This window comes from Pseudoalteromonas sp. S3431, from assembly GCF_000690035.1.
Classification (GTDB): Bacteria; Pseudomonadota; Gammaproteobacteria; order Enterobacterales; family Alteromonadaceae; genus Pseudoalteromonas; species Pseudoalteromonas fuliginea.
Genome location: NZ_JJNY01000041.1, coordinates 111,787 through 135,048, shown reverse-complemented (window position 1 = coordinate 135,048; position 23,262 = coordinate 111,787). Strand labels below are relative to the sequence as shown.

Here is a 23,262-nt window from a genome sequence, read left to right as displayed (position 1 = left end):
TGCTAGTTACACTGGTCTTGTACTATATCGCTGATTGACTGCCAGACGCGTGCTGGCAGTAATGTTTTAAGGTGTGCGTAGGTTTCACATAGTTGTGTGCTACCTACTAAGCCCTCTTCACCTTCTGTTATTAATGACTCTCCACGTAAGTTATCGATAAAGCTAACAAGTACTTTTTTGTCAAAAAACTCAGGTGTTTTAATGCCATGCAGTGTGCCTAAACGTTGCGCGAGCACTTGGCTTTCTCTTTCAAGTTCTGCTTTTTCAATGCCATCACTTGTTTGAATAAAACCAATTACAATAGCGTATCGTTGCAGAGTGAAGCTAAGTGCTCGTCCAAGCATTTCAAGCTTAGCTAGGCAGTCATTACTGTTCGTTATATGAATGTTATCGCCATCAAACTCAATTAAATTTTGATCAGCAAAGTTAGCTAAAATTCGTGTTATATAGTTTTCATCAAGAGGCTGTAAGTACCACTCTTTAGCAAATAGCGGATAAAATGTTTTTACAAGTTGCTGGCATTGAGTAATCGTAGTGCTGTGTTGTTTAAATAGGTGCAGTGCAATTAAACTTGGTACTGCGAATAAGTGCAAAATATTGTTTCTATAGTAATTAAATAAGACTTTTTCTTTATCACTAATTGTGATTATTTCACCAAATTCATCACTAATAACTTCAAACTTATTAAGCTTTAATGCATGTGTTAGTAATTGCTCTGGTGTTTCGTCAGGCGCTGTTACTTTATCGCTATAACTGGCATCGCGTTGTAAGCGCAGGTAAAAATCAAGTTGTGCTAAAAGTTTTGGCTTACTCAATGCTTGTTTATCGTTAACGAGTAAAATCATCGCCAATAAGTTAACAGCATTAAGTGCTGCTGCATTATTAATTTTAATCATTACTTGATCAGCAAGTTGAGTTACTTGTGTGCCTAACCATTGTGGCTTTTGTACATCGGTAGGATGTATTGAATCACGCCAATCGGGTTGGTTGTCGTTTAAATATTGATTAATTGAAATTGGATCACCAAAGTTTAGATAACCACGACCATAGTTTTTAAGGTTTTTAATCGCCTTAAAAATACCGAAAATAGATTCGCCTTTTTTATCTTTACCATCCAGCTCTTTAAGGTAAGTGTTTATTTCCATTACGTGCTCGTAGCCAATGTACACAGGAACAATAGATATTGGTCTGTCTATTCCGCGAAGCATCGCTTGTAAGGTCATTGAAAGCATACCTGTTTTAGGCGGAAGTAAGCGCCCAGTTCGGCTTCGACCGCCCTCCGTGTAAAACTTAACAGAGTAACCTTTAATAAACAGTTGGCTTAAATACTCTTTGAAGATGGCAGAATAAAGCTTATTACCTGCAAATGAGCGACGAATAAAAAATGCCCCCGAGCGTCTAAATATCCCGCCGGCAGGGAAAAAGTTAAGATTAATACCTGCAGCTATATGTGGCGGTACTAAACCTAAATGATATATTGAGTAAGTAAGGAGCAAGTAGTCCATATGACTGCGATGACAAGGCATGTAGATTATTTCATGGCCTTTATTAGTCAATTCATGAAGTTGTTCTGTGTGTTTAATATTAATACCGTTATAAAGCTTATTCCACAACCACGTTAAAAATCGCTCAGCTACACGTATCATTGCTTCTGAATAATTAGCGGCTATTTCGTCAAGTAACTTGAGTGCATTTTGACGAGCTTCAGTTTGGCTAATATTTTTAGCTTTAGCTTCATCTAGGATTGCTTTTTTAATTGTAGGGGACGCTAATAAAGAATTAAATAATTGTTCACGAGATGGCATTTTGGGGCCAGTAGCTGCGAGCTTTTGACGTTTAAAGTGAACGCGAGCGACACGCAGTAATTTGTGTGGTAACTCACTTACATCGGCTTTCTCGTTTACCAAAAGCGATAAGTCGAGAGGTTGACTAAAGCGAATAAAGTTATCACGTCCTGAAAACAACACGACAAAAAACTTTCTAAACCAACTAGGTGTTACCGAGTGTGTAATTAATGTGCGTAAACCTGGTTTTTCTTTACCCGGATCGCGGCCCCATAAAATTGTAACAGGTACAACTTGTACGTTCTGTTGACCACTATTAATTAAGTGTTCAATAATCTGCTTACCTTGAGCTAAAGCATTTGTTGGTTTAGCTTTGTCGCCAAATAATGGTGGTGGATTTTTGATTCCAATAAAACGATCTAAATGCTGAGAGCCTAATACTTGCTCTTCAATTGGGCTTGGCAAACCATGTTTTTTACACACATGTGTGAGTGCCGCTAAATCAAATCGTGAATTTAAACGCACTATATAAAATGTAGGGTATTCTGGGTTTAGATCATACTGCTCAATGGGGTTCTCTGGCAGCACTTTACTTCGTACTAGTAAGCGGCTAAATCCAGCAGACAAAACATTTAAACAATAATTAAAAATACGCATCGACTCACCATATTGAGAGTATTAAAGGCAAAATTAGCGCAATAGGATACCATAATATCCAAAAATTCTTTAGTTTGCGCTATTGAGTAGTTAACTTATTAATTGACTAATAGTAGAGGTATTAGTTCAAGTATAGCCAGTGAGTATGTACGGGCGCTTATTTAATCAAATTAGTGGTCATTGTATTGTTTCTAAATAGTTGTTGCATTTATCACCAATACCTCTATAATACGCAGGCTTTCAAAATTCCCTAGGGAACTAGAAAGGATAAATTAAGCTTGGATTTCAAGCTAATAAACAGGAGTTCCGATTTGGAACTCAACGTAGATATAATCAAACAGCCGACATCTTAAGTTTTAAGATTGTTTCGGTCGTTTTTTTATGCTCTTTTAAATGCTCTTTATATTGAGGTTAAGAATGTCAAATCAACGCATTCGTATTCGCCTAAAAGCTTTTGACCACCGTTTGATTGACCAATCAACGGCAGAAATCGTGGAAACTGCGAAACGCACTGGCGCACAAGTACGTGGTCCAATCCCACTACCTACACGCTTTGAACGTTTTACTGTACTAACTTCACCGCACGTTAATAAAGATGCGCGTGATCAGTACGAGATCCGCACCCATAAACGTCTGATAGACATCGTAGAACCAACTGACAAGACTGTAGACGCGCTTATGCGTTTAGATCTTGCTGCTGGTGTTGATGTTCAAATCAGCCTGGGTTAATCGAAAGATTAGAGAGGTTTTAGGAAAATGGCATTAGGTCTAGTCGGTCGTAAAGTGGGTATGACACGAATCTTCACTGAAGATGGTGTATCTATCCCTGTGACAGTTATTGAAGCGACACCTAACCGCATTGCTCAGATCAAATCTGACGCAACAGACGGTTATAACGCGCTTCAAGTAACCGCAGGCACTAAAAAAGCAAGTCGTGTAAACAAAGCTAAAGCGGGTCATTTCGCTAAAGCTGGTGTTGAAGCGGGTCGCGGTCTGTGGGAATTCCGCCTTAACGGTGGTGAAGGCGATTTTGAAGTAGGCGCAGAGCTTACTGTTGAATTATTCAACGAAATCAACAAGGTTGACGTAACCGGTACTTCTAAAGGTAAAGGTTTCCAAGGTGGTGTTAAGCGCTGGAATTTCAGCATGCAAGACGCTACACATGGTAACTCTCTATCTCACCGTGCTCCTGGTTCAATCGGTCAAAACCAATCACCTGGTAAGGTGTTTAAAGGTAAGAAAATGGCCGGTCATATGGGTGCTGAGCGTGTAACGACTCAAAACTTAGAACTAGTTCGCGTTGACGCTGAGCGTAATTTGCTTTTAGTTAAGGGTGCAGTACCTGGAGCTATTGGCGGTGACGTTATCGTTAAACCAGCTGTTAAAGCATAAGTCCTGGAGATTTAGTGATGGAATTAGCAATTAAAGACGCTTCTGGCGGTCTTGAAGTTTCTGAAGCTACTTTTGGACGTGAGTTTAACGAAGCATTAGTACACCAAGTAGTTGTTGCATACGCAGCAGGTGCTCGTCAAGGTACTCGTGCTCAGAAGACACGTTCTGAAGTAAGCGGTGGTGGTAAAAAACCATGGGCTCAAAAAGGTACTGGCCGTGCACGTGCCGGTACAATCCGTAGCCCAATTTGGCGTTCAGGTGGCGTTAGCTTTGCAGCTAAACCACAAGACCACAGCCAAAAAGTAAACCGTAAAATGTACCGTGGTGCGATTAAAAGCATCTTATCTGAATTAGTTCGTCAAGAGCGTTTAATCGTTGTTGAAAGTTTTGCTCTAGCAGCACCAAAAACTAAAGAACTAGTTGCTAAGCTTAAAGAACTTGAGCTTAAAGATGTTCTTATCGTGACTGAAGAAGTAGATGAAAATCTTTTCTTATCGGCACGTAACCTTTATAAGGTTGACACGCGTGATGTAGCTGGTATCGATCCTGTAAGCTTAATTGCTTTCGATAAGGTACTTATTACAGCCGCTGCTGTTAAGCAACTTGAGGAGGCGCTAGCATGATTCGCGAAGAACGTCTTTTAAAAGTGATCCTTGCTCCACATATCTCTGAAAAAAGCACTATTGCTGCTGAAGAAAACAACACTATTGTTTTCAAAGTAGTAAATGACGCAACTAAAGCTGAAATTAAAGTAGCAGTTGAGAAGCTTTTTGAAGTAGAAGTAACTGGTGTTCGCACACTTAACGTTAAGGGTAAAACAAAACGTACTGGCGCACGTTTCGGTCGTCGTAGCGACTGGAAGAAAGCTTACGTTACTCTTAAAGAAGGCAGCGAGCTAGACTTTGTCGGCGGCGCCGAGTAATAAGGGGATAGAATTATGGCACTTCAAAAGTGTAAGCCTACTTCTGCGGGCCGTCGTCACCTAGTTAAAGTGGTTAACCCAGATCTACATAAGGGTAAGCCATACGCACCACTTTTAGAGAAAAACTCTAAATCAGGTGGTCGTAATAACAATGGTCGTATTACGGTTCGTCATATCGGTGGTGGTCATAAACAACATTACCGTTTAATCGATTTTAAACGTACTAAAGATGGCATTCCAGCCACTGTTGAACGTTTAGAATACGATCCAAATCGTAGCGCAAACATCGCTCTTGTATTATATGCAGACGGTGAGCGTCGTTACATTATCGCACCAAAAGGCTTAAAAGCTGGCGATGCAATCCAGTCTGGTGTTGATGCACCAATCAAACCTGGTAATGCATTACCAATGCGTAATATGCCTGTAGGTTCGACTGTTCACAACGTAGAATTAAAACCAGGTAAAGGTGCTCAAATCGCACGTTCTGCTGGTGCATACGTTCAAATCCTTGCTCGTGATGGTCAGTATGTAACATTACGTCTTCGTTCAGGCGAAGTTCGTAAAGTTGAATCTGATTGTCGTGCGACTCTAGGTGAAGTAGGCAATGCTGAGCATATGCTTCGTTCACTTGGTAAAGCAGGTGCAAATCGCTGGCGTGGTATTCGTCCGACAGTTCGTGGTGTTGCCATGAACCCGGTAGATCACCCACACGGTGGTGGTGAAGGTCGTACATCTGGTGGTCGTCATCCTGTGTCTCCATGGGGTAAGCCGACTAAAGGTGCGAAGACGCGTAAGAACAAGCGTACGGATAAATTTATAGTACGTCGTCGTACTAAGTAATATTGAGGAATAGCCATGCCACGCTCTCTCAAGAAGGGTCCTTTTATAGACCTACACTTGCTGAAGAAGGTAGAGAAAGCTTTGGAAAGCGGTGAGAAAAAGCCAATTAAAACTTGGAGCCGTCGTTCAATGATCATACCTAACATGATCGGATTGACCATTGCTGTCCATAATGGTCGCCAGCACGTACCAGTTTTCGTTTCTGACGAAATGATCGGTCACAAACTAGGTGAATTTGCACCAACTCGCACTTACCGTGGCCATGCTGCGGATAAGAAAGCGAAGAAACGATAAGAGGGGAAGATAAATGCAAGCATTAGCTAAACATAAATTCGCCTCTGGTTCGGCGCAAAAAGCACGTCTAGTTGCAGATCAGATCCGCGGGTTACCTGTCGATCGCGCACTAGAAATCCTGGCGTACAGCCCTAAGAAAGCCGCTGTATTAGTTAAGAAAGTACTTGAGTCTGCTATTGCTAACGCAGAGCATAACGAAGGTGCTGACATTGATGAGCTTCGCATAACAACGATCTTTGTGGACGATGGTCCTACAATGAAGCGTATTATGCCTCGTGCTAAAGGACGCGCAGACCGCATCCTTAAGCGTACAAGCCATATCACTGTTATGGTTTCAGATAGCTAGGAGTATAAGTAATGGGACAAAAAGTTCATCCTACTGGTATTCGCCTAGGTATATCTAAACCTTGGGTTTCTACCTGGTACGCGAGTTCAAAAGATTTCTCTGCACAGCTTTTTGGCGATCACAAAGTTCGTACATTCCTTACTAAGGAATTGAAAACGGCTTCTGTGTCTAAAATCGTTATTGAGCGTCCAGCAAAATCAATCCGTGTAACAATTCATACGGCTCGTCCGGGTGTTGTTATCGGTAAAAAAGGCGAAGACGTAGAAAAATTACGTCAAGCGGTAACTAAAATCGCTGGTGTACCTGCTCAGATTAATATCTCTGAAGTACGTAAACCAGAACTAGATGCACAACTAGTAGCAGACGGCATTGCCTCTCAACTAGAACGTCGTGTTATGTTCCGTCGCGCTATGAAGCGTTCGGTACAAAATGCAATGCGCATCGGTTCTAAAGGGATTAAAGTTGAAGTTAGCGGTCGTCTTGGCGGCGCTGAAATCGCACGTTCAGAATGGTATCGTGAAGGTCGTGTACCTCTACATACTCTTCGTGCTGATATCGATTACGCAACTTCTGAAGCCTTAACCACTTATGGTATCATTGGTGTTAAAGTTTGGATCTTCAAAGGCGAAGTTATTGGTGGTTTACCACTAGTACAAGAGCAAGAGAAGCCAGCTAAACGCGCACCAAAGAAAGCCAAGAAAAGTGCTAAGTAGAGGTAGCGAGTAATGTTACAGCCAAAACGTACAAAATTCCGTAAAATGCACAAAGGCCGCAACCGCGGTTTAGCGCAAAACGGTAACAAAGTAAGCTTCGGTACTTTCGGATTGAAAGCAACTGGCCGTGGCCGTATGACTGCTCGTCAAATCGAAGCAGCTCGTCGTGCTATGACGCGTCACGTGAAACGTCAAGGTAAAATCTGGATTCGTGTCTTCCCTGACAAACCGATTACAGAAAAACCTCTTGAAGTTCGTATGGGTAAAGGTAAAGGTTCTGTTGAATATTGGGTTGCTGAAATTCAGCCTGGTAAAGTACTTTACGAAATGGAAGGTGTTTCAGAAGAGCTTGCTCGTGAAGCGTTTGACCTTGCTGCTCGTAAACTGCCATTCAAAACAACTTTCGTAACTCGGACGGTAATGTGATGAAAGCTAGCGAACTAAAAGACAAAAGCGTAGAAGAGCTTAATGCTGAACTTCTAGGACTACTTCGTGAGCAATTTAATATGCGCATGCAAGCTAGCACTGGTCAGTTGGCTCAGACACACACGCTAAGAACAGTACGCCGCGATATCGCGCGTGTAAAAACAGTTATTAACCAGAAGGCAGGTCAATAATGAGCGATAAAATTCGTACTCTTCAAGGCCGTGTAATCAGCGACAAGATGGAAAAATCTTTCACTATCGCTATCGCACGTTATGTGAAGCACCCAATCTATGGGAAATTCATTAAACGTACGACTAAGTTACACGTACATGACGAAAATAACACAGCAAAAGCGGGTGACGTAGTTACTATCCGTGAATGCGCACCAATTTCTAAGAATAAATCTTGGACTTTAGTAGACGTTATTTCTAGTCCAAAACTAGCTTAATTTTTTAATTAAATTAGTTTTGTAAAAAAGCCCCGGCATTAGCTGGGGCTTTTTGTGTTTAAGGCACTGTCAATTTTAAAAGTCATAATTCCAACTGGCATAAATCTTTGAGCAATTTAACGAGTTAAATTACGACTATAACGTCGTTAAAATTTTTATTTAGAACAACTAGATAAAATTTTTGCCTAGTTCTAGCTTAATTTTCTTAATGTTAAATAGACCCCATATATAAGTAGATTGGTATAATCTGGGTCGAATAATTACGAAATCTGAAACTAAAAGAGTGTCGCGAATCGTAAAGCATTGAGTTGTTCGCATCATATAAACCACGTCACGGATAGATATTAAATGTAGTTAAAATATTTGTAATTGATTTTATACTTTCTTTTTTAGAAAAAGTTTATATAGAAGCAGACTTATTAATAGCGTAACAAAAACATATAACGGGGAATACCAATAAAATACGATTTTCTAATCGGCCAGCATCTCGTTGCTCTCTATATATTTTCGCCTTGCCTAAAGCTGAAAATTCAACCTCGAAAGATAAACACGCCCTAGTTTTTATATAAGTTAACCTAAACTCTGGATAATAAATTTATCTCGAGCAGCTACTTTCAGCGCTAACTGCGTTGAATTTACCTACAATAGGCAGCTATTGGCGCGTAAATTCGTCTTGTTTTCACTGAAAATCTCTAGCTAGAGAAATAAATTTAAATATCACCATGATTCAATACGTTAGTAAATCTCTTAACCAGAGTTCAGGTTAAGTTATTTAAAGTGCTTTACCTCAACTTAACTTGAGCTTTTATGATGTGTTTTTTATTTTAGTAATAAGTGATATGTATACCATTCAAAGTTATTTATTAAGCTTAGGGATTACTCAATACCAGCCATCTATCGAGCAGATACAAAATATTGTGAAATTAGTTCAGCACTCTTTTAAATCACCGAATATATTTACGATAAACGCTCTAGATTGGGCTAATAACAATAAGCGAAAACCATTTACGAGTGCTGAACTTACGTTGCTTTCAGGACTATTGGTTAACGTTGGTTATAAGTTATCAATGTATTCAGCCAAGCAAGTTGTTGTAGTGCATAATCGGCAAAGTCTACTTATTACTTTTGGAGAAAGCGGTTTTAGTACTAAGGATGGCAGTAATGTGGTCTTTCAATAGTGGGTAATAAAAAAGCCTCAGAAAATGCTGAGGCTCTTACTTTGTTTATTCGCTCTTACCAAATCATCTCTACAAATTCAGGATGGTCGATATATGGATTACGATTACCTTGAAATTCATAAGCGGCTTGGTTGCGATCTAACTCCATTTGGCTCACAGGATCACTGTTATGCCAGTTGAGCAGCATGGCTACAACCCAGCTTTCAAATACTTGGTTGCGTGAACCGTTAAGTACTGCGTTGCTTGAGGTAGTTATATTTTGCCAAGAGCCAATTACATTTTCGTAGCGTGTTGCCATATAAAAATAAGCGCGTGCAAAGTCACCTTTAAATTCATCAATTGGCTCAAATACAGTACCTGAGTAATTTAATGAGCTTGTAGCTGAACCTAATTTGCTGCCGTTAGTGGATGTAAATGAAGCACTTGATACTTCACCAAATGGATAGTTACTACGCTTTGAGTTTACATAACCATCGGTTGCGTAAATATGGTGAACATCTGAGTTCATAGGTTCAATAGTGCCGCCAAACCAACTTTTCGGGAATGAATGCTCACGGTTGTAACAGCCGCCTTCTCCACTATAGTTACCGCACTGATCGCTCACGGCTGTATAGTTATAGCTGTCTGAACCGTTTGGCTTTTCGCTATACATATCTAAAATACTATTATCGTTTTCAAAGTATTTATCACGTGCTGATGAATCATAAAAATTCCAAATCGCCGAATAACCCTGTGCATTATGATCTTTAGTAATATTATAAAGCTCAGTTTTCAGCGCATAGCCAGTTAAGCCCTGTGTCGTTACATAATAACCAGTGGGTGTTGGATTAGTTCCGCCAGAGCCATCACCAGGTTCTGTGCCAGAATTTCCTAACTCAAAAGCTGAGCTGTCTGTATTGCTAAAGCTCGCACCGCTGGCAAGAGTGATAGAGCCTTGCTTAAGTGTATAGCTACCATTACCAGTAGAGCAACACATGCCATCACCATAACTATCACTAATTACAAGCGTGTATGCCCCATCAGTTAAGCATATTTGTTCATCATACTGAGTGTTTGACTCATAACCACCACCGTTAGCAATTGAACTACCTTGACTATTATTAATAGACCAACTTGTTTCGCTGCCATAATTATCGGTATTAAGCGTTAGGGTAAGGCTATTGTCAGAACAGCTTGTTGATGAGCCACCATCGCTATTTGGTAAAAAATTATCTACGTAGACAATTTCGCTACCGTCAAATCCACTAACATCATAAAAACGCAGACCCACGTTAATTGTTTTGCTGCTACTTGCTGTGTAGCTATGGCTGATTTTTTGCCATTGATTCGTTTGCGCCTCATTTGAATAGCCTTGGTAACCATCGACATACAAACGGGCTTTAATTTTACCTTCCGTATGGTAAATATCAGCAGAAAAATCGTAAGTTTGACCTGCTTCAACAGCAATTTGCTGTAGTAAATCCGTGTTACTTTGCGAACCAGTTGTTACATTTACAGCAGCAGAGCTACTACCGCTTTTCACTGTGCTAGTTGAGCGTGATAAGTTAATACCGCTATCTATAGTAGTCCATGATGCAGGTGTATTTCCTGACCACTGTTCAAAGCTACCATTAGCTACATTGGCCATTACTGGCAGTGAGCCGAGTAATAAAGCCGTACTAAGTAGTTTGTTTTTATATGTCCCGTATGACATGAGTATTCCTATTTTTTATTTTGAATGAAGAATATACCTTATATTAGTTTGGTTACAAAATTGTTAATTTAAAATTCGATAAAAAGCAATAATAAATCTTTAATCTGTTTTTGAAGGTGTTTTTAAAAATTAATAACTAAATGGAATATCAAAGCAGATTCTATTCTTTTTTTATCTATGCAGACCCCGTTATCCTACATACTTAGAAAACCTCAACAGATACACTCTGGATGAGGTAAAACTCATTTTTTAACAATACATAAAGTGTATTGTGTTTAATTTTCAGGGTTATGGGGAATCGATTCATGTTGTTAGGTCAACTAAATGCTGCGGCAAGTCCGCTATCGCAAGAGCAAGTACAGAAGCTGCAAGGTTTAGTGGCTGAACTTAATCCAATTCAACAAGCGTGGGTAAGTGGTTACTTAGCTGCTAATGCTAATTCAGCTGCGCTAGGAGCTCCTATTTCAGGCGCACAGGCTAATGGCGATTCTGCAGCACTAACTATTTTATATGGTTCGCAAACGGGTAATGCAAAAGGTGTCGCTACCAAAATGAAAGAGCAGGCCGAATCACGAGGCCTAGCAGTTAAATTGGTTAGCATGTCTGATTACAAACCAACAGCCCTGAAAAAAGAAAAGTTTTTAACTGTCGTTGTGTCTACTTATGGTGAGGGTGAGCCTCCTGAAGACGGTGAAACACTACATGAATTTTTAGCCACTAAAAAAGCGCCAAAACTAGACAATGTAAAAATAGCCGTTATTGGTTTGGGTGATTCTAGCTATGAGTTTTTCTGTCAAACAGCAAAAGACTTTGAAGAGCGCTTAAATAAACTTGGTGCACAAACTATATATCAACGTGCTGATTTAGATGTAGATTACGAAGATGAAGCTGCAACATGGATCGCCGGTGCACTTGATGCATTTGAGCCAGATTTAAAAGCGCAACAAGATGCCGCCGGCGGTCAAGCTTTAGCTATGCCTTTTGGTTCACCAACTACCGCTTCAAGCCAATATACAAAACAAAATCCATTTGAAGCAGAGCTTTTAACAGTTCAAAAAATTACCGGTCGCGACTCAACTAAAGATGTACGCCACGTTGAAATTTCACTTGAAGGTTCAGACATTACTTATACACCAGGTGATTCATTAGGTGTGTACTTTTTAAATGACGATGTATTAGTTGATGAAGTACTTACACTCACTCAAATAGATGCAGCAAGCATTGTAAAAGTAGGTGATGAAGAGCTAAGCGTACGCGGCGCACTTATTGAAAAACTAGAGCTGACTCAGTCATACCCAGGTTTTGTAGAAAAATACGCAACAGCAACAGGTACGCCTGAATTATTAAAGCTTGTGGAAGATAAAGCTGCAATGCGTGCGTATATTGAACCTCGCCAGATATTTGATGTAATTCGCCAAAATCCAGCAAAAATTGATGCGCAAACATTAGTCGATTGCCTACGTAAGCTGCAAGCTCGCTTGTACTCAATTGCATCTAGTCAAGCAGAGGTTGAAGACGAAGTGCATTTAACTCTAGGCTTAGTTGAGTTTGATGCGTTTGATAGTGAGCACTTAGGTGGTTGTTCGGGTTACTTAACTCGCCGAGCTGAAGAAGGCTGTAAAGTTAAAGTATTTAGCGAACATAACGATAACTTCCGCCTACCAACTAACGATGATACACCGGTGATCATGGTTGGCCCAGGTACGGGCATTGCGCCGTTCCGTGCATTTTTACAAGAGCGTGATGCGCGTGAAGCACAAGGTAAAAATTGGTTGTTTTTTGGTAACCCACATTTCACTCAAGACTTTTTATACCAAGTAGAAATACAGGGTTATTTAAAATCGGGCCTACTTAATAAAGTAGATGTTGCATTTAGCCGCGACCAAGCCGAAAAAGTATACGTGCAAGACAAGTTGCGCAGTAACAGTAAAGACGTGTTTGAATGGTTAGAAGCTGGCGCTCATTTTTACATTTGTGGTGATGCAAATCGCATGGCAAAAGATGTACACAGCGCCTTGGTCGATATCATCAAAGAAAACACAGGCAAGAGCGATGAAGACGCAGAGCAATACTTAAAAGATTTGCGTAGCGCAAACCGCTATCAGAAAGACGTGTATTAATCACGTTTCTTATTTTATTTAACAGCTAACAGCCGTCACTGTAACAAATTTAGGATTTAAAATGAGCGAACAAGATAAAAACGTAAAGCTTTCTGATAACGAGCGTTTGAAAAGAGAAAGTAACTTTTTACGTGGCACCATAGAACAAGATTTAAAAGACGAAATTACCGGTGGCTTTACCGCTGATAACTTTCAGCTAATACGTTTTCACGGTATGTACCAACAAGATGACCGTGATATACGTGGTGAGCGTGCTAAGCAAAAGCTAGAGCCCCTACATAATGTAATGTTACGTGCACGTATGCCTGGCGGTATTATTAAGCCAGAGCAGTGGTTGGCAATTGATAAGTTTGCAGATGACAAAACAAGCTACGGCAGCATCCGTTTAACAACGCGTCAAACGTTTCAGTTTCATGGTGTGCTAAAGCCAAACATCAAAGGCATGCACCAAATGCTTGATAGCGTGGGCATAGACTCTATTGCTACCGCAGGTGATGTTAACCGTAATGTGCTTTGTACTACTAACCCAGTTGAGTCTGAGCTACATCAAGAGGCTTACGATTGGGCTACAAAGATTTCTGAACATTTATTACCAAAAACAAAAGCGTATGCCGAAATTTGGTTAAATGGAGAAAAAGCGCAAACTACAGAAGAGCCAATTTTAGGATCTAACTATTTACCGCGTAAGTTTAAAACAACGGTAACAATTCCGCCTAATAACGAAGTTGATATACACGCTAACGATTTAAACTTTGTGGCTATTGCTGATAACGGCAAGCTTGTTGGTTTTAACGTATTAGTGGGCGGTGGCCTTGCCATGACGCACGGCGATACAGCAACTTATCCGCGTAAAGCCGATGACTTTGGTTTTATACCGCTAGAAGATACCTTAAAAATTGCAGAGCATGTTGTATCTGTGCAGCGCGATTGGGGTAATCGTTCAAATCGTAAAAATGCAAAAACTAAATACACATTAGACCGTGTAGGCGTTGATGTATTTAAAGCTGAAGTAGAAGCGCGTTCAGGCGTTACGTTTGCGCCAAGTCGCCCGTTTGAGTTTACTCATCGTGGCGATCGTATTGGTTGGGTTGAAGGCATTGATGGTAAGCACCACTTAACATTATTTATTCAAAGCGGTCGTATTTTAGACTACCCAGACAAACCGCTTAAAACCGGTTGTCGTAAAATCGCTGAAATTCACCAAGGTGATATGCGCATGACGGCTAATCAAAACTTAATTATTGCCGGTGTGCCTGCAGATCAAAAAGCGGTAATTGAAGAAATCGCCCGTAGTCATGGCTTAATTGATGACACCGATTCGCAGCAGCGTAAAAATTCAATGGCGTGTGTTTCACTGCCAACGTGCCCACTTGCAATGGCCGAAGCAGAGCGTTACTTACCAAGCCTAGTAGAAAAAACAGAAGCATTACTTGCAAAGCACGGTATACCAGATGACAGCATTATTATGCGCGTTGTAGGTTGCCCGAACGGCTGTGGCCGCGCAATGCTTGCTGAAGCTGGTTTAGTAGGTAAAGGTCCTGGTAAGTACAACGTTTACTTAGGTGGTAATTTAGAAGGCACACGTATTCCTAAATTGTACCTTGAGAACGTAGGCGAAGATGTTTACCTAGACGCATTCGATAAGCTAATTGGCCAGTGGGCTAAAGAGCGCAACGACGGTGAGTGTTTTGGTGACTTTGTTATTCGCAAAGGCATTGTTGCTGAAGTAAAAGTATCAGTAACCGATTTTCACGCTTAATTAAATACCAGCGCTAAGCGCTGGTGAGGTTTGGAATTTACCATGAGTGAATTTAAAAACATTTTACAGCTAGATAAACAAAGCCAAGCGGCTATGTTAGCTGATGCTAATGGTTTACTAGCAAATATGAGCGCAGAACAGCGTGTTGCATGGGCGCTTGATAACTTGCCTAATACGGCCTTTTTATCATCTAGCTTTGGTATTCAAGCGGCAGTAATGCTGCATTTAATGACCTCACAACGTCCAGATATTCCTGTTGTCTTAACCGACACAGGTTATTTGTTTCCTGAAACGTATCAGTTTATTGAGCAAATGAGCGAGCGCTTATCACTTAATTTAAAGGTGTATAGAGCGCAGCTTAGTCCTGCATGGCAGGAGGCTAAATTTGGTAAATTATGGGAGCAAGGCGAAGGTGGAATTAAGCAATATAATCAGCTTAATAAAGTAGAGCCAATGACCCGTGCGTTAAAAGAAATAGAAGCGGGTACTTGGTTTAGTGGCTTAAGACGCGATCAATCATCTACACGTGCAGATAAACAGTTTGTAGAAATTAGTCGTGGCACAGTTAAAGTGTACCCGATTATTGAATGGTCGAATCGCGATGTGTATCAGTATCTTACTAAGCATGACTTACCTTATCATCCATTATGGGAGCAAGGTTATGTGTCGATGGGAGATGTACACACTACGCGTAAATTAGAGCCGGGTATGACAGAAGAAGAAACTCGTTTCTTTGGTTTAAATCGTGAGTGTGGGTTACACATTGATGGCGATGGTATTTAACGCGGTACACGTATAGCTAAATCGAAAATAAAAATGCAGCTTCGGCTGCTTTTTTATTGTGAAAAAATTGCCGGATTAAGTATTTTTAATTAGACTCAAAGGATAAAGGATTAATTTAAAGCAGGAACGCTATGAAATACTTTGCCTATTTAGCAATATCAATCATGACTATTGCGCTCATATCTTTATTTTATTTAAAAAAGCCCGATGGTAAAACATGGCTTTCAGTGTCATCAATGAGTGACAAGTCGCACCATATTAAAGAAAAAATAGCGACGCTCACCGGTAATACATTTGATAATGCTGTACATAACGTAAAGCAAGCAAGCGAAAAAATAGTGAGCTCTACAGCCTCAAATAGTAAAATTTTTAAATGGCAAGATGACACAGGTCAATGGCATTTTTCAGACACGCCAAATCCGCATGCAAAAAGCATTGAGGTTAAACTCAATCCAAAAGATATTACAGTTATTGCCGCAGAAGATACGTCTATTTTAAATAACACTCCAAAAGTATCAAGTATGTCAGCAGCATCAGAAACAATAAGTATTTTAGATCCTGATTCTGTTCAAAAGTTATTTGAAGATGCAGGTAGCGTACAAGATAAACTTGAAAAACGTAACAAAGAAATTAATAGCTTAAGCGGTCTATAATAAAGCTAAGGTTTTTATAGGCACGTCGCGATAACGTTTCTCGGCTTCCATGAATAATATGGTTAAATATATCTTTGTCGAAGTGGCAATAGTACCCCTATAGCAATATATGCAGCCGCGACCATTATCCCCTTAATATCATGCTCAACAGTAAAGTAGCTCGATACAATTAATGTATGGCCAGTCACAAAAAGGCCTCCCTTTATTAAAAGGGAGGCCTTTGTTATTTTTAAAACATACTTTGCTTAATCGAGCATATTACGCAGTACATATTGTAAAATGCCGCCGTGTTTGTAGTAATCCCACTCTTTAGGGGTATCAATACGTACATCGGCACTTAAGCTAACTTTTTTACCTTCAGCATTGGTTGCAATAACGGTGACTTCATCGGTTTTATCATACAAGCCATCAATATCAAATTGCTCTTGCCCTGTTAGCCCATGTGACTCGTAGCTTTCACCTTCTTTAAATTGCAGCGGTAATACACCCATACCAATTAAGTTAGAGCGATGAATTCGCTCATAGCTTTGCGCTACAACCGCTTTAACGCCTAATAAAAGAGAACCTTTAGCTGCCCAGTCGCGAGATGATCCCGTACCGTACTCTTTACCGGCTAAAATAATTAACGGAGTTCCGTTTTTTTGATACTCCATAGCTGCATCATAAATACTTGCTAAGTCATTTTCTGGCTGGGTACGTGTTACACCGCCTTCAGTTCCCGGTGCTAATAAGTTTTTAAGACGAACGTTGGCGAAAGTACCGCGCATCATTACTTCGTGATTACCACGGCGTGAACCGTACGAGTTAAACTGGCCTTTATCTACGCCGTTTTCTTGCAGGTATAAACCTGCTGGTGCATCTGCTTTAATAGCGCCCGCCGGGGAAATATGGTCAGTGGTTACTGAATCCCCAAGCTTAGCTAAACAACGTGCACCTCCAATAGTAGGAATGCCCGGTGGTTCTACTTTCATGCCATCAAAAAAGGGTGCTTTTTTAATGTAGGTTGATGCATCGTCCCAATCATAAAGTTTACCATCAGGTATTTGAATTTTCTGCCAGCGGCTGTCACCTTCATAAACGTTAGCGTAGCTTCTTGCGAACATTTCTTTAGTCACTGTTTCTTTAACTAAGTCACTAACCTCTTTAACGCTTGGCCAAATGTTTTTAAGGTAAATATCGTTGCCGTTAGCATCCTGTGCGAGAGGTTCGTTGTATACGTCAATATCTGTTCTACCTGCAATAGCGTATGCAACAACAAGCGGAGGAGACGCTAAAAAGTTCATCTTAACGTCTTGGTGAATACGCCCTTCAAAGTTACGGTTACCTGATAAAATAGAGCTGACCACTAGTTTATGTTTTTGAATCGCGTCTGATATTTCAGTTGCAAGTGGCCCTGAATTACCAATACACGTCGTACAGCCATAGCCTACTAAATTAAAGCCTAGACTTTCTAGGTCGTCCATCAAGCCTGCTTTTTCTAAGTAGTCGGTAACTACTTTAGAGCCAGGTGCAAGGGATGTTTTAACCCAAGGTTTTACATTAATACCTAATTGCTTCGCTTTTTTAGCGACCAAACCTGCGGCTAAAATTACACTCGGGTTCGAGGTGTTAGTACAACTGGTTATAGCGGCAATAACACATGCGCCATCGTTTAGCTCAAACTCTTGCCCTTTAAATTTAACTTTAGCGGCGCCCATAAATTGCGCTTCATCAACAGGTTCATCGGGGTTTGTTGCCGGGCCTTCACTTTCGATACGCGCTTGTTCTTCATCGCTTTTATCACGACGAGCCATACGCTCATCTTGAAAGCCTTTTAAATGCTCGCTAATAACTTTGCCAGCCTCATTTAAGGCAATTCTGTCTTGAGGACGTTTAGGTCCTGCAAGGCTTGGTACAACATCATCTAATTTAAGCTCGAGTGTGTCGGTGTAATTAGCTTCGTCGCCATCGTTACGCCATAAGCCTTGGTGCTTAGCGTAATCTTCAATGAGTTTAAGTTGCTTCTCATCGCGGTTTGTTAAGCGGAGATAGTTAATGGTTTCATCATCAATCGGAAAAATACCACACGTAGCGCCGTACTCTGGTGCCATGTTAGCTATGGTTGCTCTATCAGCGAGTGGTAAATCGGCAAGACCGTCGCCATAAAACTCGACAAATTTACCCACTACACCATGATTACGTAATATCTCTGTTACTGTTAATACTAAATCAGTTGCGGTGGTCCCTTCAGGTAGGCGGCCGCTTAGCTTCATACCCACTACTTGTGGGATGAGTAAGCTAATTGGCTGCCCAAGCATTGCTGCTTCGGCTTCAATACCGCCTACACCCCAACCAAGCACACCTAAGCCATTAATCATGGTGGTGTGAGAGTCAGTCCCTACAAGCGTATCTGGGTAAGCGAATTTTTTGCCATCGCGCTCTTCATTAAAAACAACGCGCGCTAAATATTCTAAATTCACTTGGTGAACAATACCGGTTGCGGGTGGCACTACTTTTAAATTATCAAAAGCGGTTTGCCCCCAACGCAAAAATTCGTAACGTTCTTTATTTCGGTCGTATTCAAGCTTTGCATTTAAATCAAAAGCACCCTCGTTACCATAGCCATCTACCTGTACCGAATGGTCAATAACCAGTTCTGCCGGTGATAACGGATTTATTTTTGCAGGGTCCCCACCTAATTTTTCCATTGCGTCACGCATTGCGGCTAAATCAACAATAGCGGGTACGCCTGTAAAATCTTGCATAACAACACGAGCTGGGGTAAAGGCAACTTCAGATGCTGGTTTTGCTTGAGGATCCCAATTAAGCAGAGCTTGAATGTCTTGTTCTTTAATGTTTGCGCCATCTTCGTTACGAAGGAGGTTTTCGAGTAATACTTTTAAGGAAAAGGGCAATCGTTTTGCTTTGTCACCAAGTCCTTTTAGAGAATGAATATGGTATTGCTCACCATTAATTGTGAGCTGATGTTGGGTGTCGAAACTATTATTCATTATTTGCCCCTTTATGAATTATAAAAATATTTTGAAGAGTGACCTCTGTAGTGCTTGAGTTGCAAAGTACATACCAGCGTAAAAAACCATACTTAGAGAACGAAATTTATACAGTTACCAAGATAGAGATGATGCTGAAAACTTTATTTTCAAGGATGATTTAAAAGAGGGAGGGGGCCAAACGTTATTCGGCCCATACTGATACCTGCTTGATTAAAAAATGATCATTTTATCGCATTAAATAGCGCACTCACTGCGTTAAAAATTATTTTTATAGAACAACTATATATCGTAATTTCGCCTCGTGATTACGCTATTTTCTTAGCGTTATAATAGCCCACTAATTTAATGCAATTGGTATAATTACTGTAACCAGCCTTGTTGCGTAACTTTAACACTCACACAAAGCAAAGCCGGCCCAAAGTGCCTCTTAATACGGCAATAGTAAATGTAATGGTTAACTAAATAGGAATGTTAGAATGCGCAGCTTGTTGATTTATAGTTGGTTTAATTATCATCTTGGGAGTCATCATCTGCATAAAAATACAATAACGCCAAGTAAGTTCCATACGAGTTAATGCCTATACAGCAGGTTTAAACCAATGTTGGGATGTATTGACAGGCATGTAACCACCTTATTTTTATTATTTACTAACACGCCCTAGGTTATTGAAGAGTAAAAAGGCCAACTATATAAGTTGGCCTTTTTATATAAAAAGAGGGGGTTTTAAACACTTAACCAAATGAAATAGGACGACGTCCTGTTTTGTCATCTACTTTTGGCTTTTTAGTTCGCTTACGCTTACTTTTAGCAGGCTGAACTGTTGGTTGAGAGACCGCCGGCTTTGGTTCAGTGTGAGTTTGTACAGCAGGTTTTTCTGCAGGGATTGCATCCGCACTTAGTGATAGTTGAAAAAACTCACCATCAAACTCTAATACATCACCACTGTATAATTTTTTCCGTTTAATTGTACAAATTTCATGGTTAACACCCACATAGCCTTCAGTTATTAGGTTTTTAGCTTGGCCGCCACCTTCAACTAAGTTTAGTACTTTTAATAATTTACAGAGCTCAATCGGCTCTTCTTCTAATTCTATTTCTATGTATTCTTCGTTCATATTTGCTCTCGGTGGGGTAACGCACAAGCTTTAGTATAAAGGCTTGCAGCTACTTTTGCACCAAAGCAAGTGACTTTAGCTAATTGTAATAGGTAAATAGTTATGAAAGTTTTTATGTATTTTGTCTGTCTTTAAAAAAACTGAAGCAATTGAAGGTTAAGCTTTGCAGCAGTTAATTTTACGTATGGCCTGCTAATTGCTAAAACTTTGGCGGAATAAATATTTTTCATTAAATGGAGTAGGAAATGGGCGTAAGATTAGCAATGAAAAAAGAGCTAATGGGATTAGATAATTCAGGTATGTTAACTGCTGACGATGTTAGAGAGCACCTTGCTAATTCTGTAAAAAAGCAAGCTGATCAAGACGAGCGCGGTTTTTCTGTAATTTCAAAATTCAATGATACCCATAGCCGTTTAGTTAGTGGTGATGCCACGAGAAAAACAAAACTTGAATTTGAACGTCATCGTTTGTTTAAAGAAGTTTTATATACTCGCAAAAGTGTTGATGCTTGGTTAGATAGCCAAACAAATTAAATTGCCATAAATAGTTACCTTTAATAGACTACAATTGTAATCAAAAAGGGGTAACTATGAAAAATGGAATTTTAATATGTGTGTTGGCATTACTATTAGCTGCGTGCCAACAACCTACCGTGTATGTATTTAGTGAAAACTTGCAAGATGAACAGCGCAATCAGCTCGATGCTGCGCTAAAAGCACAATCGCTCCCTTATGAATATGTTGAGCTGGCAATTCCATCAGAGTTTAGTGAAGCCACATTACTCTTATCAAGCGATAAAATTTACCCAAAAGAGACTGAGAAGTTAGCTACTATTATGCAGGGGCTAGGTTACGAGCCACAAGTTAACTATACAACGCGTTCAAATCATTTTTATGGTGATGGCAATATAGGCTTTTATCTAAAAAATGCAGTGGCGGGTACAACCTTTGTTATGCCTAAAAAGTTACGAACAACTCAATGCAGCGAAGACAAGTACAATGATTTAGCGGTCAAATTTGCAAATGAACATGTTGAATTTACACTACCAAGTGGCGCAATAGTTAGGCTGAGTTGGGAGTATTTATATGGTTATCTTGTTATTTATTACAAAAATCATTCGCAAACATACAGTCACTCACAACCACTTATAAATACGCCCTTTGGCGCCAAACCATCCGATACTTACAGGTTTACAGCTCACGTTAATAACCCCAGCTGGCTTGATTGCTCACTACAAATTGTTTATATGGACTGAGTGATAGAGTTAACCGTGGGTTTCTATATGCTCACTTAGTTTTGCAATTCGTTCGCTCATGCCCTCGATAATACGGTCTTTAATTTTTTCACGTATAACATTAGGTAAACGAGTCAATGCTTCAGGAGTTATAGCGAGTACGATAGTGTCGCTTTTAGCTTGGGCATTGGTACTTCTTTGTCTGTTACCAATAAAGGCGCCTTCACCTATAAATTCACCGGGCTCAATAGTACCTAGTTCTAATAAGTGATTATGCTTAAAGACTAAAAGGGCGCCACTTAGTACAATGTATAAATGTTTGTCGTTATCAAACTGCTTAAATAAAAATTGCTGTTGGTTAACTAAATACAACAGGCCAAACGATTCTAATAATATTTGACGTTCGTTGAGCGTAAACTCTTTAAAAAAGTGTAGCCTGTTTATAATTTCCATTTGTTTGAATAATGGAATATGTTCGATTAGCTTCATCAATAACCAAATTTGTTAGACACGTTTAATTAGCTAATATTGCGCTCTTTTAACTTACGGGTCAACGTGTTGCGTCCCCAGCCAATTTTTATAGCTGCATCTTGTTTATGGCCAGAACAATTGGCGAGAGCTGTTTTTATTAGCCGAGTTTCTAGTTGTGCTTGAATATCGGGCCAAATATTTTCTTTGCCTTGTTTAAGTTCGTGGTTAAGCCATTGTTGAAATGCATCAAGCCAATCACCTTCCTCTTGAATTGGCGAGGCATCAAGGATCTCAGGTGGTAAATCTTGTTCTGTAACAAGTTCACCTGGCGCCATCACAGTAAGCCAACGACACGTATTTTCGAGCTGACGTACATTACCGGGCCAATTAAAGAGTTTAAGCTGCTCTGTTGCTTTAGGGCTGAGTACTTTGCTTTCTACTTGTAAGTCTTTAGCGCTTTTGTGCAAAAAATGTTGCGACAAGCGATCAATATCTTCAGTGCGCTCCCGAAGAGCTGGCAAGCGTAGGCGTACTACGTTTAAACGATGAAATAAATCATCCCTAAATTTACCTTGTTTAACTAAGTCTTCCAGATTTTGATGCGTAGCTGCAATAATGCGTACATCCACCTTTATGCTTTGATGCCCGCCCACACGATAAAATTCACCATCGGCAAGCACGCGCAATAAACGTGTTTGCACATCAAGAGGCATATCACCAATTTCATCTAAAAAAAGCGTGCCGCCATTGGCTTGTTCAAAACGCCCTTTACGCACACTGTCAGCGCCCGTAAATGCGCCTTTTTCGTGGCCAAATAATTCTGACTCAACAAGCTCTTTTGGAATTGCGGCCATGTTAAGTGCAATAAATTGATTTTCTTTACGTGGACTATGATTATGCAAGGCGCTGGCGACCAGTTCTTTACCTGTGCCAGACTCACCATTTATTAATACACTCATGCTAGAGGCTGACAGTTTACCTATTGCTCTAAATACCTCTTGCATAGCGGGTGCTTCACCAATTATGTGTGCACTTTTAGGTGGGGCCTGCTTACGTTTAGTTTTTTTTGTAGAGTTTGCTCTAAATGCACTTTCAACAAGGGCAACCGCTTCGTTTAAATCAAACGGTTTAGCTAAATACTCAAAAGCACCTTTTTGAAAGGCATTAACGGCCGAATCTAAATCTGAGTGCGCGGTCATTATAATAACCGGTAGCCCAGGATTTTGCTCTGCAATAAGCTCAAGTAAAGCCATGCCATCCATGCCGGGCATTTTTACATCCGACACCAAAACAGCGGGTTGGCTAAATTTTAGTGCGCTTAATACATCTTGCGCATTTGAAAAGCTCTCAGCATTAAACCCAGCACGGGTTAGTGCCTTTTCGAGTACGAAACGAATTGATGCATCATCATCTACAAGCCAAACTGTTTTCATGCAAACT

Annotated in this window: 24 protein-coding genes; 18 read left to right on the top strand and 6 right to left on the bottom strand. The window is 40.2% G+C overall.

Annotated features, from left to right (window positions below; genetic code table 11):
- Window positions 1–2: 2 nt before the first annotated feature.
- Complete coding sequence (gene plsB, locus DO88_RS08905; protein WP_007376190.1) at window positions 3–2,441, bottom strand: glycerol-3-phosphate 1-O-acyltransferase PlsB; 2,439 nt, start codon at window positions 2,439–2,441, stop codon at window positions 3–5.
- A 417-nt stretch (window positions 2,442–2,858) separates the two neighbouring features.
- On the opposite strand from plsB, the gene rpsJ reads away from it, so the two are divergent.
- The 12 genes from rpsJ (at window position 2,859) to DO88_RS08965 (ending at window position 9,000) form a co-directional block, all read left to right on the top strand.
- A complete protein-coding gene (gene rpsJ / locus DO88_RS08910; protein WP_002957900.1) occupies window positions 2,859–3,170 on the top strand; it encodes a 30S ribosomal protein S10 in 312 nt (103 codons plus the stop codon).
- 27 nt (window positions 3,171–3,197) lie between these two features.
- Window positions 3,198–3,833: a 50S ribosomal protein L3 gene (rplC, locus tag DO88_RS08915; RefSeq protein WP_002957898.1), complete on the top strand. Its 636-nt coding sequence runs from the start codon at window positions 3,198–3,200 to the stop codon at window positions 3,831–3,833.
- A gap of 17 nt (window positions 3,834–3,850) precedes the next feature.
- Window positions 3,851–4,456 (top strand): 50S ribosomal protein L4, encoded by a 606-nt coding sequence (gene rplD, locus DO88_RS08920; protein WP_002957897.1) that lies wholly within the window; start codon window positions 3,851–3,853, stop codon window positions 4,454–4,456.
- On the top strand, window positions 4,453–4,755 hold the full coding sequence (rplW, locus tag DO88_RS08925) for a 50S ribosomal protein L23 (RefSeq protein ID WP_002957896.1): 303 nt from the start codon (window positions 4,453–4,455) through the stop codon (window positions 4,753–4,755). The genes rplD and rplW overlap by 4 nt, the downstream gene beginning before the upstream one ends.
- 15 nt (window positions 4,756–4,770) lie before the next feature.
- Complete coding sequence (rplB, locus tag DO88_RS08930; RefSeq protein WP_007376192.1) at window positions 4,771–5,595, top strand: 50S ribosomal protein L2; 825 nt, start codon at window positions 4,771–4,773, stop codon at window positions 5,593–5,595.
- Between the two features lie 15 nt (window positions 5,596–5,610).
- Window positions 5,611–5,889, top strand: coding sequence for a 30S ribosomal protein S19 (rpsS, locus tag DO88_RS08935; RefSeq protein ID WP_004588689.1), 279 nt, complete (start codon window positions 5,611–5,613; stop codon window positions 5,887–5,889).
- Between the two features lie 13 nt (window positions 5,890–5,902).
- Window positions 5,903–6,235: a 50S ribosomal protein L22 gene (gene rplV, locus DO88_RS08940; protein ID WP_002957892.1), complete on the top strand. Its 333-nt coding sequence runs from the start codon at window positions 5,903–5,905 to the stop codon at window positions 6,233–6,235.
- Between the two features lie 11 nt (window positions 6,236–6,246).
- Window positions 6,247–6,948: a 30S ribosomal protein S3 gene (gene rpsC, locus DO88_RS08945; RefSeq protein WP_002957891.1), complete on the top strand. Its 702-nt coding sequence runs from the start codon at window positions 6,247–6,249 to the stop codon at window positions 6,946–6,948.
- A gap of 12 nt (window positions 6,949–6,960) precedes the next feature.
- Window positions 6,961–7,374 carry a 50S ribosomal protein L16 gene (gene rplP, locus DO88_RS08950; RefSeq protein ID WP_002957890.1) on the top strand — a complete coding sequence of 138 codons (414 nt, stop codon included), beginning with the start codon at window positions 6,961–6,963 and terminating at the stop codon, window positions 7,372–7,374.
- Window positions 7,374–7,565 carry a 50S ribosomal protein L29 gene (gene rpmC / locus DO88_RS08955; protein WP_002957889.1) on the top strand — a complete coding sequence of 64 codons (192 nt, stop codon included), beginning with the start codon at window positions 7,374–7,376 and terminating at the stop codon, window positions 7,563–7,565. Before rplP ends, rpmC begins: the two co-directional genes overlap by 1 nt.
- Window positions 7,565–7,822: a 30S ribosomal protein S17 gene (gene rpsQ / locus DO88_RS08960; protein WP_007376193.1), complete on the top strand. Its 258-nt coding sequence runs from the start codon at window positions 7,565–7,567 to the stop codon at window positions 7,820–7,822. Before rpmC ends, rpsQ begins: the two co-directional genes overlap by 1 nt.
- A gap of 839 nt (window positions 7,823–8,661) precedes the next feature.
- Window positions 8,662–9,000 carry a hypothetical protein gene (locus DO88_RS08965; protein WP_150115546.1) on the top strand — a complete coding sequence of 113 codons (339 nt, stop codon included), beginning with the start codon at window positions 8,662–8,664 and terminating at the stop codon, window positions 8,998–9,000.
- A gap of 55 nt (window positions 9,001–9,055) precedes the next feature.
- Here the strand turns inward: DO88_RS08965 and DO88_RS08970 are convergent, their stop codons facing one another.
- The gene (locus DO88_RS08970) at window positions 9,056–10,693 is read right to left on the bottom strand and encodes an endonuclease (RefSeq protein ID WP_008133324.1); all 1,638 of its coding nucleotides are present in this window, start codon (window positions 10,691–10,693) and stop codon (window positions 9,056–9,058) included.
- Between the two features lie 305 nt (window positions 10,694–10,998).
- Here DO88_RS08970 and DO88_RS08975 point away from each other — a divergent pair, with 305 nt between their 5' ends.
- The 4 genes from DO88_RS08975 to DO88_RS08990 all read left to right on the top strand — a co-directional run bounded on the left by DO88_RS08975 (window position 10,999) and on the right by DO88_RS08990 (window position 16,008).
- Window positions 10,999–12,813, top strand: coding sequence for an assimilatory sulfite reductase (NADPH) flavoprotein subunit (locus tag DO88_RS08975; protein ID WP_033039496.1), 1,815 nt, complete (start codon window positions 10,999–11,001; stop codon window positions 12,811–12,813).
- A gap of 61 nt (window positions 12,814–12,874) precedes the next feature.
- Window positions 12,875–14,572 carry an assimilatory sulfite reductase (NADPH) hemoprotein subunit gene (gene cysI / locus DO88_RS08980; RefSeq protein ID WP_033039494.1) on the top strand — a complete coding sequence of 566 codons (1,698 nt, stop codon included), beginning with the start codon at window positions 12,875–12,877 and terminating at the stop codon, window positions 14,570–14,572.
- Window positions 14,573–14,614: 42 nt separating this feature from the next.
- On the top strand, window positions 14,615–15,355 hold the full coding sequence (locus tag DO88_RS08985; protein WP_007376198.1) for a phosphoadenylyl-sulfate reductase: 741 nt from the start codon (window positions 14,615–14,617) through the stop codon (window positions 15,353–15,355).
- A gap of 131 nt (window positions 15,356–15,486) precedes the next feature.
- Window positions 15,487–16,008, top strand: coding sequence for a DUF4124 domain-containing protein (locus DO88_RS08990; protein ID WP_007376199.1), 522 nt, complete (start codon window positions 15,487–15,489; stop codon window positions 16,006–16,008).
- A 245-nt stretch (window positions 16,009–16,253) separates the two neighbouring features.
- Here the strand turns inward: DO88_RS08990 and acnA are convergent, their stop codons facing one another.
- Entirely contained in the window at window positions 16,254–18,998 is a 2,745-nt protein-coding gene (acnA, locus tag DO88_RS08995; RefSeq protein ID WP_033039491.1) for an aconitate hydratase AcnA, read from the bottom strand.
- 735 nt (window positions 18,999–19,733) lie between these two features.
- On the bottom strand, window positions 19,734–20,117 hold the full coding sequence (locus DO88_RS09000) for an RNA-binding S4 domain-containing protein (protein ID WP_008133330.1): 384 nt from the start codon (window positions 20,115–20,117) through the stop codon (window positions 19,734–19,736).
- A gap of 245 nt (window positions 20,118–20,362) precedes the next feature.
- Here DO88_RS09000 and DO88_RS09005 point away from each other — a divergent pair, with 245 nt between their 5' ends.
- Both DO88_RS09005 and DO88_RS09010 read left to right on the top strand, forming a co-directional pair.
- The gene (locus tag DO88_RS09005) at window positions 20,363–20,650 is read left to right on the top strand and encodes a hypothetical protein (protein ID WP_007582180.1); all 288 of its coding nucleotides are present in this window, start codon (window positions 20,363–20,365) and stop codon (window positions 20,648–20,650) included.
- A 56-nt stretch (window positions 20,651–20,706) separates the two neighbouring features.
- Window positions 20,707–21,372 (top strand): hypothetical protein, encoded by a 666-nt coding sequence (locus tag DO88_RS09010; protein ID WP_033039488.1) that lies wholly within the window; start codon window positions 20,707–20,709, stop codon window positions 21,370–21,372.
- A gap of 9 nt (window positions 21,373–21,381) precedes the next feature.
- On the opposite strand, the gene DO88_RS09015 is transcribed toward DO88_RS09010, so the two are convergent.
- Window positions 21,382–21,840, bottom strand: a complete 459-nt coding sequence (locus DO88_RS09015) for a Crp/Fnr family transcriptional regulator (RefSeq protein WP_008133336.1) — start codon at window positions 21,838–21,840, stop codon at window positions 21,382–21,384.
- Window positions 21,841–21,869: 29 nt separating this feature from the next.
- Window positions 21,870–23,255, bottom strand: a complete 1,386-nt coding sequence (gene glnG, locus DO88_RS09020) for a nitrogen regulation protein NR(I) (protein ID WP_007376205.1) — start codon at window positions 23,253–23,255, stop codon at window positions 21,870–21,872.
- Window positions 23,256–23,262 lie beyond the last annotated feature (7 nt).

Coding starts and splice junctions, on each gene's coding strand:
- plsB (WP_007376190.1), bottom strand. CDS start 2,441: ATGCGTATTTTTAATTATTGTTTAAATGTTTTGTCTGCTGGATTTAGC.
- rpsJ (WP_002957900.1), top strand. CDS start 2,859: ATGTCAAATCAACGCATTCGTATTCGCCTAAAAGCTTTTGACCACCGT.
- rplC (WP_002957898.1), top strand. CDS start 3,198: ATGGCATTAGGTCTAGTCGGTCGTAAAGTGGGTATGACACGAATCTTC.
- rplD (WP_002957897.1), top strand. CDS start 3,851: ATGGAATTAGCAATTAAAGACGCTTCTGGCGGTCTTGAAGTTTCTGAA.
- rplW (WP_002957896.1), top strand. CDS start 4,453: ATGATTCGCGAAGAACGTCTTTTAAAAGTGATCCTTGCTCCACATATC.
- rplB (WP_007376192.1), top strand. CDS start 4,771: ATGGCACTTCAAAAGTGTAAGCCTACTTCTGCGGGCCGTCGTCACCTA.
- rpsS (WP_004588689.1), top strand. CDS start 5,611: ATGCCACGCTCTCTCAAGAAGGGTCCTTTTATAGACCTACACTTGCTG.
- rplV (WP_002957892.1), top strand. CDS start 5,903: ATGCAAGCATTAGCTAAACATAAATTCGCCTCTGGTTCGGCGCAAAAA.
- rpsC (WP_002957891.1), top strand. CDS start 6,247: ATGGGACAAAAAGTTCATCCTACTGGTATTCGCCTAGGTATATCTAAA.
- rplP (WP_002957890.1), top strand. CDS start 6,961: ATGTTACAGCCAAAACGTACAAAATTCCGTAAAATGCACAAAGGCCGC.
- rpmC (WP_002957889.1), top strand. CDS start 7,374: ATGAAAGCTAGCGAACTAAAAGACAAAAGCGTAGAAGAGCTTAATGCT.
- rpsQ (WP_007376193.1), top strand. CDS start 7,565: ATGAGCGATAAAATTCGTACTCTTCAAGGCCGTGTAATCAGCGACAAG.
- DO88_RS08965 (WP_150115546.1), top strand. CDS start 8,662: ATGTATACCATTCAAAGTTATTTATTAAGCTTAGGGATTACTCAATAC.
- DO88_RS08970 (WP_008133324.1), bottom strand. CDS start 10,693: ATGTCATACGGGACATATAAAAACAAACTACTTAGTACGGCTTTATTA.
- DO88_RS08975 (WP_033039496.1), top strand. CDS start 10,999: ATGTTGTTAGGTCAACTAAATGCTGCGGCAAGTCCGCTATCGCAAGAG.
- cysI (WP_033039494.1), top strand. CDS start 12,875: ATGAGCGAACAAGATAAAAACGTAAAGCTTTCTGATAACGAGCGTTTG.
- DO88_RS08985 (WP_007376198.1), top strand. CDS start 14,615: ATGAGTGAATTTAAAAACATTTTACAGCTAGATAAACAAAGCCAAGCG.
- DO88_RS08990 (WP_007376199.1), top strand. CDS start 15,487: ATGAAATACTTTGCCTATTTAGCAATATCAATCATGACTATTGCGCTC.
- acnA (WP_033039491.1), bottom strand. CDS start 18,998: ATGAATAATAGTTTCGACACCCAACATCAGCTCACAATTAATGGTGAG.
- DO88_RS09000 (WP_008133330.1), bottom strand. CDS start 20,117: ATGAACGAAGAATACATAGAAATAGAATTAGAAGAAGAGCCGATTGAG.
- DO88_RS09005 (WP_007582180.1), top strand. CDS start 20,363: ATGGGCGTAAGATTAGCAATGAAAAAAGAGCTAATGGGATTAGATAAT.
- DO88_RS09010 (WP_033039488.1), top strand. CDS start 20,707: ATGAAAAATGGAATTTTAATATGTGTGTTGGCATTACTATTAGCTGCG.
- DO88_RS09015 (WP_008133336.1), bottom strand. CDS start 21,840: ATGAAGCTAATCGAACATATTCCATTATTCAAACAAATGGAAATTATA.
- glnG (WP_007376205.1), bottom strand. CDS start 23,255: ATGAAAACAGTTTGGCTTGTAGATGATGATGCATCAATTCGTTTCGTA.